Origin of the sequence: Streptomyces sp. NPDC005374 (assembly GCF_042872225.1) — a bacterium.
GTDB lineage: Bacteria > Actinomycetota > Actinomycetes > Streptomycetales > Streptomycetaceae > Streptomyces.
Map to the genome: position 1 here is coordinate 168,841 of NZ_JBIAKA010000022.1, position 11,568 is coordinate 180,408.

At 69.7% G+C, this 11,568-nt stretch carries 9 protein-coding genes and 1 rRNA gene; 8 read left to right on the forward strand and 2 right to left on the reverse strand.

What is annotated here, in order from left to right; translation table 11 throughout:
- Positions 1-242: 242 nt before the first annotated feature.
- From ACFYRX_RS40910 to ACFYRX_RS40945, 8 genes are all read left to right on the forward strand, one after another.
- Positions 243-1,607 (forward strand): peptidase S8, encoded by a 1,365-nt coding sequence (locus ACFYRX_RS40910; protein ID WP_389111728.1) that lies wholly within the window; start codon positions 243-245, stop codon positions 1,605-1,607.
- Positions 1,608-1,964: 357 nt separating this feature from the next.
- Positions 1,965-3,245, forward strand: a complete 1,281-nt coding sequence (locus ACFYRX_RS40915; RefSeq protein ID WP_389111729.1) for a peptidase S8 — start codon at positions 1,965-1,967, stop codon at positions 3,243-3,245.
- A 334-nt stretch (positions 3,246-3,579) separates the two neighbouring features.
- On the forward strand, positions 3,580-3,888 hold the full coding sequence (locus ACFYRX_RS40920) for a hypothetical protein (RefSeq protein ID WP_389111730.1): 309 nt from the start codon (positions 3,580-3,582) through the stop codon (positions 3,886-3,888).
- Between the two features lie 246 nt (positions 3,889-4,134).
- A complete protein-coding gene (locus tag ACFYRX_RS40925; RefSeq protein WP_389111731.1) occupies positions 4,135-4,974 on the forward strand; it encodes a hypothetical protein in 840 nt (279 codons plus the stop codon).
- Positions 4,964-6,286 carry a hypothetical protein gene (locus ACFYRX_RS40930; RefSeq protein WP_389111732.1) on the forward strand — a complete coding sequence of 441 codons (1,323 nt, stop codon included), beginning with the start codon at positions 4,964-4,966 and terminating at the stop codon, positions 6,284-6,286. The genes ACFYRX_RS40925 and ACFYRX_RS40930 overlap by 11 nt, the downstream gene beginning before the upstream one ends.
- Entirely contained in the window at positions 6,283-7,842 is a 1,560-nt protein-coding gene (locus ACFYRX_RS40935; RefSeq protein ID WP_389111734.1) for an SCO6880 family protein, read from the forward strand. The genes ACFYRX_RS40930 and ACFYRX_RS40935 overlap by 4 nt, the downstream gene beginning before the upstream one ends.
- 9 nt (positions 7,843-7,851) lie before the next feature.
- Positions 7,852-9,267, forward strand: a complete 1,416-nt coding sequence (locus tag ACFYRX_RS40940; protein WP_389111736.1) for an ATP-binding protein — start codon at positions 7,852-7,854, stop codon at positions 9,265-9,267.
- A gap of 13 nt (positions 9,268-9,280) precedes the next feature.
- On the forward strand, positions 9,281-10,840 hold the full coding sequence (locus ACFYRX_RS40945) for a TraM recognition domain-containing protein (protein ID WP_389111748.1): 1,560 nt from the start codon (positions 9,281-9,283) through the stop codon (positions 10,838-10,840).
- On the opposite strand, the gene ACFYRX_RS40950 is transcribed toward ACFYRX_RS40945, so the two are convergent.
- Both ACFYRX_RS40950 and rrf read right to left on the reverse strand, forming a co-directional pair.
- Positions 10,841-11,389, reverse strand: a complete 549-nt coding sequence (locus ACFYRX_RS40950; RefSeq protein WP_389111737.1) for a GNAT family N-acetyltransferase — start codon at positions 11,387-11,389, stop codon at positions 10,841-10,843.
- Positions 11,390-11,480: 91 nt separating this feature from the next.
- A 5S ribosomal RNA gene (gene rrf / locus ACFYRX_RS40955) occupies positions 11,481-11,568 on the reverse strand; the annotation flags it as partial.

Below are 11,568 nucleotides of genomic sequence, written 5' to 3' on the forward strand. Positions count from 1 at the left end.
ACCCGGAGAGATGTGTGTGACGCGTGTAGATGGTCAAGCCGAGACCATTCGCGGCCCATCGGCCTGCCATTGATCAGTAAGCCCGCAGCGCCCTTCGGTAAGGCGGAAGTCAGGATTCCGCCGCCTGTCTTGTTGTCACGTACTCAACAAGGGGATGGTCGTCGCGGGTCGCCGCCCCCACCGGGAACCTCACCGGTGGTCCCCTCGCAGGCCTCTTTCAACCACTCTCAGGAGGCTGTACGTTGCGTACGTTCACCCCCAACACCCCCCACATGTCCGGCAGATGGCGCCGCATCGGCTCCGCCGCCGCAGCCACCGGCGCACTCCTGATCGCGGGCCTCGGCACCGCGGCGCACGCCAGCGCGGACACCGCGGCCACCTCCCACAAGGTGAGCAGCAAGACGATCGCCGCCGCCGTCGCCAAGGCACACGTGACGTACGAGAGCGCGTGCGGCGCCACCCCCAAGAAGGGCTTCGCCGCCTGCAACGCCCTGCGCGTCACCGGCGGTACCACCGCGTTCATGGAGAAGCAGGCCGCGCAGAAGGGCGTGTCCCCCGCGACCGTCAAGCCCGACGCCGCCGCAGCCACCCCCACCGGCTACGGCCCCACCGACCTGCGGTCCGCCTACGGCCTGACCGCCGCGTCCGCCAACAACGGCGCCGGCCAGACGATCGCCATCGTCGACGCCTACGACGACCCCAACGCCGAGGCGGACCTGGCCACTTACCGCTCGTACTACGGCCTCTCCGCCTGCACCACCGCCAACGGCTGCTTCAAGAAGGTCGGCCAGACCGGCTCCACGACCTCCCTCCCCACCGCTGACAGCGGCTGGGCCGGTGAGATATCCCTCGACCTCGACATGGTCTCCGCCATCGCCCCGAACGCCAAGATCCTGCTGGTCGAGGCGACTTCGTCGAGCATGGCCAACCTGGGCAAGTCGGTGAACGAGGCCGTCACCCTGGGCGCCAAGTTCGTCTCCAACTCCTACGGCGGCTCCGAGTCCTCCTCGGACACCTCCTACGACACCTCGTACTTCAACCACCCCGGCGTCGCCATCACCGTCTCTGCCGGCGACGAGGCCTACGGCGCCGAGTACCCGGCCGGTTCCAAGTACGTGACCGCCGTCGGCGGCACCGCGCTCAAGACCTCCTCCACCACCCGCGGCTGGACCGAGAGCGTCTGGAAGACCAGCTCCACCGAGGGCACCGGCTCCGGCTGCTCCGCCTACGACGCCAAGCCGACCTGGCAGACCGACGCGAGCTGCACCAAGCGCATGATCGCCGACGTCTCCGCCGTCGCCGACCCCGCCACCGGAGTCTCCGTCTACGACTCCTACGGCGCCGACGGCACGGGCTGGAACACCTACGGCGGCACCAGCGCCTCCTCGCCCATCATCGCGTCGGTGTACGCCCTCGCGGGCACCCCGGGCAGCAGCACCTACCCGGCCCAGGACCCGTACAAGGTGGCCGGCACCTCGGCCCTCAACGACGTGACCTCCGGCAACAACGGCACCTGCACCGTCAGCTACTACTGCACCGCCGGGTCGGGCTACGACGGCCCGACCGGTCTGGGCACGCCGGCAGGCCTGGGCGCCTTCACCGGCTGACCCAGTCCATGAACGTCCCGTCGGGTCACGGGACAGCCGCCCTTGCGAGGGGGACGTGGGGTCCCCTCGGCGGCGCAACGGCAACGGGTCGCGACTACCGGTCGCGGCCCGTTCGCCGTGTCCCGAACGGGCGCGTCCCACCTGTGAGTTGGGTCAAGCGCCCACCGCCTGCCGACCATGGAAGGGTCACGCCCGGGCCGGTTTCGGTATGGCGGAGGTCAGGATTCCACCACCCGCCTTGTTGTCGCGTACTCAACAAGGGACCGTCGTGGCAGGCCGCCGCCCGCCGCCGGGGAGACCGTACCGACGGCACGCACCCGCACCGCCCCTGTTCTCCCACCTTCAGGAGGCTGCACCTTGCGTACCGACCTTCCCCCCACCCGCCTGAGATGGCGCCGCATCGGCTCCGCCGTGGCCGCCACCGCCGCCCTCGTCCTGGCAGGTTTCGGCACCGCGATCCACGCGGACGCGACGACCTCGTCCAAGGTCACCTGGGCCGCGACCCCCTGCGCCACCCCCAAGAAGACCGGCGAGCTCGCCTGCAACTCCCTGCGTGTGACAGGCGGCACCACCGCCTTCCAGAAATCCAGGGGCGTCACCCCCAAGGCCGCCGACGCCGCCACCCCCTCCGGCTACGGCCCCACCGACCTGCGGTCCGCCTACGGCCTGACCGCAGCGGCCTCCTCCAACGGCTCCGGCGAGACCATCGCCATCGTCGACGCCTACAACGACCCCAACGCCGAGGCCGACCTCGCCAAGTACCGCTCGTACTACGGCCTCTCCGCCTGCACCACCGCCAACGGCTGCTTCAAGAAGGTCTCCCAGACCGGCTCCACGACCTCCCTGCCCGCCAGCGACTCCGGCTGGGCCGAGGAGATCTCCCTCGACGTCGACATGGCCTCCGCGGTCTGCCCGAACTGCAACATCCTGCTCGTGGAGGCCACTTCGGCCACCATGGCCAACCTCGGCAAGTCGGTGAACGAGGCCGTCGCCCTGGGCGCCAAGTTCGTCTCCAACTCCTACGGCGGCTCCGAGTCCTCCTCGGACACCTCCTACGACACCTCGTACTTCAACCACCCCGGCGTCGCCATCACCGTCAGCGCGGGCGACGCGGACTACGGCGCCGAATACCCCGCCGCCTCCAAGTACGTGACCTCGGTGGGCGGCACCGCCCTCTCCACGTCCTCCAGCAGCCGCGGCTGGACCGAGAGCGTCTGGAAGACCAGCTCCACCGAGGGCACCGGCTCCGGCTGCTCCGCCTACGACGCCAAGCCCACCTGGCAGACCGACACCGGCTGCACCAAGCGCATGATCGCCGACGTCTCCGCCGTCGCCGACCCCGCCACCGGAGTCTCCGTCTACGACTCCTACGGCGTCACCGCCGGCTGGTACACCTTCGGCGGCACCAGCGCCTCGTCCCCGATCATCGCGGGCGTCTACGCCCTCGCGGGCACCCCGGGCAGCAGCACCTACCCGGCCCAGGACCCCTACAAGAAGGCCGGCACCGCCGCCCTCAACGACGTCACCTCGGGCAACAACGGCTCCTGCACCACCAGCTACTTCTGCACCGCCACGTCCGGCTACGACGGCCCCACCGGCTGGGGCACCCCGGAGGGAGTGAGCGCCTTCACCGGCTGACTCTCCGTCAACACGCGGGCCGCGGTCACCGACCGCGGCCCGTTCGTCATGCCGACAGCTTCCCGGGATAGCCTTCACCCGCAGAACATCGGTGCCAGAAGGGCCGCAGGTCGCAAGAGGGGTCAACGACGGAACCACACGTCAGGTTCCGCTCAGGCCTCATTGCCCGGGGTGACCTGCCGTGATACACAGAGTGACCATACAGTCGTTCGTACGAAACCCGCCCACCAATGCCGCCAAGTCGACATACGCGGGCGGAATTGTCAGCGACAATGAGGCCTGACCTCTGCGCACGCAGGGGAAGCGGAACTACCCACCAGGGGCGGTGACTTACATGTTCTATGCGGCCGACAAGGGAGACATCAACACCATCATTGGCGGGATCGCTCCCGACTGGGGGCCCTTCGGGGCGCTGGGGACGGAAGCGAAGACGATGATCCAGGTCGTCATGGCGGTCGCCATCCTGCTCTGCCTCGGCATCGCCATCTGGGGCGCCGCGAAACAGCGCATCGGCGCCACCGCCCTGCGGGACACCTTCAGCGCGGAACAGGGCAAGGGCCTGATCGTCGCCGGTCTGACAGGAGTCTTCATCATCGGCTCCCTGGGCACGCTCTTCACCATCGTGTACGGCATGGCCGTATAGCCGCCGCGTCCGGTCGACGCACCTCTGGTCCGGCCGGGCGCACCCGGTACCCCCTCTACCCCACCTGTCCGTCGTGCCCACCGGCTGAGGTTGCGTTCCCCCGATGTCTCCGATGTCTTCAAAGACTCCGATGACTCCGATGCCGAGTCACCACACCGCGCCCGCGCGGGAACCAGCACGGCTACCGTCGTACTCGTATGCGTTTTCCCACGCTGTTCCGCACGACGTCGAGGGGGCGTAAGCGGCATGAGTCTCGGAGACGACCCGGAGGGCTCCGGCGGCTACGGCGGCACCGGCCAGACCCGCACCCGGTACCCGGAGGGCACCGGCGGCGACGTCTACGGCGGCGCCCGCAGAGGCGGCAGCCGCTCATCCTCCAGAAGCCTCATCACGGTGGTCGGCGTAGTCGTCCTCCTGATCGCCGCAATCGCCTTCGCGAACCGCGGCGGCGACGACCCCTCGTCGTCGGCGGAGGGGACGGCGGGTCAGCCCAAGGCGACGGCCACAGCACCGAGCGGGACCAAGCCCGTGCAGTCCGACCCGGGCCTGATTCCCACGGGCTACGCGCACGACGCCCAGGGCGCCCAGAGCGCGGCCGCGAACTACGCGGTGGCGCTGGGCTCGGCCGACATGTTCGACAAGGCCAAGCGCGACGCCACCCTGCAGACCATCATCACCCCCTCCCGTACGGCCTCGTTCCAGTCGACCCTCGACAGGGCCTACACCCCGGCCTTCAACAAGAACGTCGGACTGAACGAGAACGGCTCCACGCCCGCCGGTTACACCTTCGTCTCCCGTACGAGCCCGATCGGCACCAAGATCACCGAGTCCTCCGCGGACAATGCGACCGTCGAGGTCTGGTGCAGCGGACTGCTCGGCATGGCGGGCGCGAAATCCACGAACCCTGTCACCAACAGCTGGTTCACCATCACCATGAAACTCGAGTGGGCCGACGACGACTGGAAGGTCGTCACACAGTCCCAGACGGAAGGCCCGACGCCCGTCCCCGGCGACGACACGGCCTCCAGTGCCGACGACATGGCGAAGGCCGTTGACGAGTACGGAGGGTTCACCTATGCGCGGTAATCGTTACGTACTCAAGGCCACCGCCACGGTCGCAGCTGTGCAGAGCGCAGCCGTGCTCCTGTCGGCCCAGGCATTCGCCGCCCCGTCGCCCACACCCACTCCCACCGCCAGTGACGACGCCTGCCGCCTCATCAGCGGCACCGCCCGCACCCTGTGCGAGAGCGACCGCAGCAGCAAGTCGAACGGCGGGTCGATCAACGACGACCCCACCTCCACCCTCGACCCCCTCGCCTCCCTCGCCCAAGGCTGCGCCAAGGCCGCCGCCTGGACCATCGACAAGCTCAGCGTGGCCGTGAAGGACACCGCCAACGTCGACTTCACCAACCAGAAGTTCCTCCAGCAGTACGCGGTCGTCTTCGCCGCGTCGACCATCCTCACCCTTCTCCTGTGGCTGCTGGCCGTCGCCAAGCGCGCGGTGCGAGGCGTCCCCCTCACCACCGCCATCAGCGAGGCGATCGGCTTCCTCTGGCTGACCGTGCTGGCATCCGCCTTCACCCCCCTGATCCTCTACACCGTCGTCTCCGCCACGGACGGCGTCTCCCAGGTCCTCGCGAAGACCACCGGCGACCAGACCGACACGTTCTTCGGCACCTTCTCCGGCGCCCTGGAGAAGGGCAACGACATCGGCGGCGGCCCGATCATGCTGATCGTCGTCTCCCTCGTCAGCATCCTCGCCGCCGGCGTGCTCTGGCTGGAGCTCGTCATCCGCGCCGCCCTCCTCTACGTCGGCGCCCTCCTCGGCACCGTCGTCTACGCCGGCCTCGTCGACAAGAACCTCTGGGGCCACGTCCGCCGCTGGGCCGGCATCATGATCGCGGTGATCCTGGTCAAACCGGTCATCGTCATCGTGCTCGGACTCGCGGGCGCACTCTCCTCCGACGACGGCCCCGACTCCTTCTCCGCCGTCGTCTCCGGCCTCGCCATCATCCTGCTCGCCATCTTCGCCAGCGCGATGATCTACCGCTTCGTCCCCGGCTTCGGCGACGAGATCGCCGGCGGCCGCAGCAACCGCATCATGCAGGGCGCCGAAGGCAAGGCCGCCGCGGTCATGAGCTCCCCGGCCACCCTGGTCGCCCAGGGCATCAAGACCCACAGCACCCGGGCCGAGAACAACGGCGGAGGAGGCGGAGGCAACTCCGGCGCCCGCCCCAGCAACCCGGTGTCCGGCGGCGTCGCCGCGCACAGCTCGCGCACCCCGAACGGAGGCGGCGGATCTGTCCCCTCCGCCGCGCCCGCTCCCCGCGCGAGCAACCCGGTGAACACCCCGCACGCCAGCAACAACCGCAACAGCACAGGAGGTGACGGGCGTTGACGACCGAGTCCCACGTGTCGCACACGGTCACGCCCCGCCGTACGTATCTCATCGGCCGCGCCCGGCCGAACGCGATCGTCGGCCGCAACCGCGAGAGCGGCGAGATCGCACTGATCATCGCGGGCGCGTTCCTCGGCATGATGTGCGGGCTCCTCGTCCCGGTGCTCTCCCTGCGCATCGTCCTGCTGATGGGCTTCCCCCTCATCGCGCTCGCCGCGGTCTACGTGCCCTACAAGCGCCGCACCTTCTACAAGTGGTTCGAGATCAACCGCAGTTTCAAGCGCACCCTGCGCCAGGGCACCACGTACCGTTCCTCCGTGATGGAAGCCGGCACCCACATCGACGGCCGCGAGGTCGAGATCGGCCCGCCGCCCGGCATCGGCCGGATCAACTGGCTGGCCGCCCCGTTCGGGCCCGACGAGATCGCCGTGCTCCTCCACGCGGACCGCCGTACCGTCACCGCCGCCATCGAGATCGAGGGCCCCGGCGTCGGCCTGCGCGACTCCGAGGACCAGGAAGCCCTCGTCGACCGCTTCGGCACCCTGCTCAAGCACGTGGCCAACGGCGACGGCTTCGTCACCCGGCTCCAGATCCTCGCCCGCACCCTGCCCGCCGACCCCGACGCCCACGCCAAGGACGTCGCCGTACGCGGGGACGACAAGGCGCTGCCGTGGCTGCAGACGTCGTACGACCAGCTCCAGTCGATGGTCTCCACCAGCAGCGAGCAGCACCGCGCCTACCTCGTCGCGTGCATGCACTACGGCCGCGAACTCGCCGCCGAGGCCCACACCATGGCCCGCGCCGCCCGCCCCCAGGCCGGCCGCAAGCTCGACCGGGACGCGGGCCTCGCGGTCGTCATGGCCCGTGAGCTGACCGACATCTGCTCCCGCCTCCAGGAGGCGGACATCCGCGTACGCCAGCCCCTCGGCCAGGGCCGGCTCGCCTCGCTCATCCACTCCATGTACGACCCCGACCACCCCATCGACCACATCCAGGCGATGACCAGGCGCAACGCCTGGCCGGCCGAACTCGACGCCATGGAACCGACGTACCTCCAGGCGAAGACGAGGGAGTCCTCCACGCGCGCGCCCTGGTGCCACGCCACGGCCTGGGTCAAGGAGTGGCCGATGACCCCCGTCGGCGTCAACTTCCTCGCCCCGCTCCTCGTCCACACCCCGGACGTCATCCGCACGGTCGCCGTCACGATGGACCTCGAACCCACCGAGATCGCCATCGAGCGCATGCTCACCGAGAAGACCAACGACGAGGCGGAGGCGTCCCGCGCCGCCAAGATGAACCGCACGGTCGACCCCCGCGACATCGCCTCCCACAACCGCCTCGACCAGCGCGGCGAGGACCTCGCGAGCGGCGCGGCCGGTGTCAACCTCGTCGGCTACATCACGGTCTCCTCCCGCAACCCCGAGGCCCTGGCCCGCGACAAGCGGACCATCCGGGCCTCGGCCGGAAAGTCGTACCTGAAACTGGAGTGGTGCGACCGCGAGCACCATCGCGCCTTCGTGAACACACTTCCGTTCGCCACCGGCATCCGAAAGTAGGGGACCAACATGCGGGATCCGCTGTCCGTCCTCACCGACGCCTTCACGTCCTTCCTCTTCGGAAAGGTCGAGACGACCCGCCTGCCGGTCCGCACCTCCACCGGCCAGGCGCAGGCGGTCTACCTCCCGACCGCCGCGCCGGGCCTCGGCGACTCGGGCGTGATCATCGGCCGCGAGGTGTACTCCGGCAAGGGCTACATCTACGACCCCTTCCAGCTCTACGGCCAACAGCTCCCGGCCCCGCACTGGCTGGTCCTCGGCGAGTCCGGCAACGGCAAGTCGGCCCTCGAGAAGACGTACGTCCTACGGCAGTTGCGCTTCCGCGACCGCCAGGTCGTCGTCCTCGACGCCCAGGGCGAGGACGGCGCCGGCGAATGGAACCTCATCGCGCGCGAGCTGGGGATAACGCCCATCCGGCTCGACGCGATGGCGGCCCTGGACCAGGGCATCCGCCTCAACCCCCTGGACCCGGCGATCACGACCACCGGACAACTCGCGCTGCTCCGGACCATCATCGAGGTCGCGATGGGCCACGGCCTCGACGAACGCTCCGGCTTCGCCCTCAAGGTCGCGCACGCCTACGTCAACGAGACCATCCTCGACCGCCAGCCGATCCTCACCGACATCGTGGAGCAGCTACGGCACCCCGAACCCGAGTCGGCCGAGGCGATGAACGTCGACATAGAGGACGTCCGCGCGTGGGGCCTCGACGTCGCCCTGGTCCTGGACCGCCTGGTCGACGGTGACCTGCGCGGCATGTTCGACGGCCCGACCACGGTCGGCATCGATCTCGACGCGCCGCTGATCGTCTTCGATTTGTCCCACATCGACCGCAACTCCATCGCCATGCCCATCCTCATGGCGATCGTCGGTGTTTGGCTGGAACACACCTGGATCCGCCCCGACCGGAAGAAGCGCATCTTCCTGGTCGAGGAGGCCTGGCACATCATCAACAGCCCCTTCGTGGCCCAGCTGTTCCAGCGCCTGCTGAAGTTCGGCCGGCGTCTCGGTCTGTCCTTCGTGGCGGTGGTGCACCACCTGTCCGACGTGGTGGACGGAGCGGCGGCCAAGGAGGCCGCGGCCATCCTCAAGATGGCGTCGACCCGGACGATCTACGCCCAGAAGGCCGACGAGGCACGGGCAACGGGCCGCGTCCTGGGCCTGCCACGCTGGGCCGTGGAGATCATCCCCACGCTCACCCCCGGCATCGCGGTCTGGGACGTCAACGGCAATGTCCAGGTGGTCAAACACCTGGTCACCGAAACGGAACGCCAACTGGTCTTCACCGACCGCGCGATGACGGAGTCCTCCGCCGACCGCGACCTGGCCGTCGACGCCCTGCGCGCCGCCGAGCTGGAGGCCGAGGAACGGGCGGCGGCCTTCGTGGAACAGCACTTGGGCGACTCCGAGTCGACGGTGGCGTAGGAGGCGGGCAGTGGTGAGACCGGACGACCGCTACCGGGACGGTCAGGCGGGCCACGCTGGCCAGGGTGGTCAAGGGGGCGTCCCGGACGGCCTGTTGGTCGGCATGCTCGCCTTCCTCCTCGGCACGACCCTGCTGGTCTGGACGGCGACGGGCCTCGCGGGCCGGCTCGCCCACGGCGACTGGCCCCGGGCCGTCACCTTCACCCGCACCCCCCTGGCCATGCGGCACCTCATCGGCCACCCCCAGGACATCTCCGGCGCCTGGCCCGACACCCCCACCGCCCAGCTCTCCGGCTACGGCCTCGTCTGGGGCCTGTTCATCGGCCAGTTGATGATCCTGTCCGTCCTGACGATCTTCGTGACGGGCACACTGGCCCGCTGGCGCGGGCTACGGGCAAGGGCGAGGGCGGAACGCCTGGCAGCCCTGGCGCGAAAGACCGCACCGGCACCGGCCCACGAGGAACCCGCCCGCACGGAACCGGTTCACGAGGTACCGGCCCACGGGGAACGGATCCACGACGTACCGTCCCCGAGACCGGCCCCGGAACCCCAGCCCGCCGGCGCCCCGCTCCCCGCCTCCCCGCAGCCACTGCCCGTCCCCGTGTCCAACGGCGAGCGGGCGAGCGGCCGGGACGACACACATCGCGCCGAAGGCCCGGTGCTCTACGCCCCCAGGGAATCCCGCCAGGCAACCGCGGCCCAGGCCATCCGCGACGCCGAAGGCCCCGCCCTCGTCGTCACCTCGAACCCGGCTCTGTGGGCGGACACCAAGGACGCCAGAGCCAAGCTCGGCCCGGTCCATGTCTACGACCCCACCCACCTGTGCGACACCCCGGCCCGCCTCCACTGGTCCCCCACCGCAGGCTGCGAGGACAAGGAAACGGCCACAGCACGCGCCCGGGCCCTCCTCGCCCCGATCCGCCCCACCGCGAAGATCGACCAGGCCGTGGCCGACGTGGCCGAAACGCTCCTGCGCAGCTACCTCCACGCGGCGGCACTGGAGTCCCGCACCATCCGCCACGTCCACCGCTGGTGCCAGGGCGCACAGGTCCAGGACGCCGTACGAACCCTCCGCACGCATCCGAAAGCAGCCGCCGGCTCAGCGGGCGAACTGGAAGCCGCCCTCACCGCGCACCCCGAACGCCGTGACATCGCCCAGGAGTTGACCGGACGAGCCCTCGCAGCCCTCTTCACGGTGAACATCCGCGAGGCCTGCACACCCCACCGAAGTGATGCCCTCGCCCTGGATTCCTTCGTCAACGAAGGGGGCACGCTCTATCTGGTGGGTGAATCCATCGAGGATCCCAGGACCAACCCCGGCGCGATGCCACTCCTGACGGCCCTCACCTCAAGCGTGGTCGAGCGTGGCCGGCGCATGGCCGAACGGTCATCCTCCGGTCGCCTCGACCCACCACTGACGCTCGTCCTGGACGACGTCGCAGCCGTGGCTCCGCTTCCCCAGCTCCCGGAGCTGCTGGCCACCGGAGCAGGCCGGGGACTACCGGTCCTGGCGCTGCTCCGGTCTCGCGAACAGGCCCGAACCCGCTGGCCGGACGCAGACCTCCCCGCGTAGTCAGCCGCGTTCGAGGGCGAACTCCAGCTCGTTCTCCCCCGGCACCGACGCCAGCGGCACGACCACACCCGTGGGCTCGAACCCCGCCTTGCGGTAGAACCGCTGCGCCCGGTGGTTGTCCGGGTGGACGATCAGCCGCACCCGCTCCGCCCCGTGCGCCCACGCCCACTCCACAGCGGCGTCGAACAGCACATCGGTGAGCCCGCTCCCGCGCTCCTCGGGCCGCACGAACACCCCGACGAGATGCCCCTGCTTCCGCTCGACCGGAAACCCGGCCCAGTCCGGGGCACCGGGCTCCTCGATCAGCACGGTGACCGTCCCGACCAACTGCCCGTCAGGCGCCTCGGCGATGACCGTCTGTACGCCGCTGTCCGCACCCTCGGCGCCCCTGGCCGTCCGCTCCTGCCAGAAGGTGTCCGGCTGGGCAACGGCTTCTTCGTAGGTCTCCAGGAAGGCGAGGGGTGCGACCGGATCCTGGAGCGCCGCAAGCCGCAACTCCTTCACGGCGGGCCACTCATCAGCACGGACGGACCGGATCACGTAACTCATGAGGGCCACAGTAGTACCTGTGTGCAAGGGCCCTGTCCGGAAATGCAGAAAGGCCCACACCATAAGGTGTGGGCCTTTCCGTTCAAAAGGAGTTCGGCGGTGTCCTACTCTCCCACAGGGTCCCCCCTGCAGTACCATCGGCGCTGTAAGGCTTAGCTTCCGGGTTCGGAATGTAACCG

What these genes read in the sequence shown, in the direction of transcription:
- ACFYRX_RS40930 (WP_389111732.1), top strand. Translation starts at nt 4,964, where the DNA reads ATGCGCGGTAATCGTTACGTACTCAAGGCCACCGCCACGGTCGCAGCT.
- ACFYRX_RS40950 (WP_389111737.1), bottom strand. Translation starts at nt 11,389, where the DNA reads ATGAGTTACGTGATCCGGTCCGTCCGTGCTGATGAGTGGCCCGCCGTG.
- ACFYRX_RS40920 (WP_389111730.1), top strand. Translation starts at nt 3,580, where the DNA reads ATGTTCTATGCGGCCGACAAGGGAGACATCAACACCATCATTGGCGGG.
- ACFYRX_RS40940 (WP_389111736.1), top strand. Translation starts at nt 7,852, where the DNA reads ATGCGGGATCCGCTGTCCGTCCTCACCGACGCCTTCACGTCCTTCCTC.
- ACFYRX_RS40925 (WP_389111731.1), top strand. Translation starts at nt 4,135, where the DNA reads ATGAGTCTCGGAGACGACCCGGAGGGCTCCGGCGGCTACGGCGGCACC.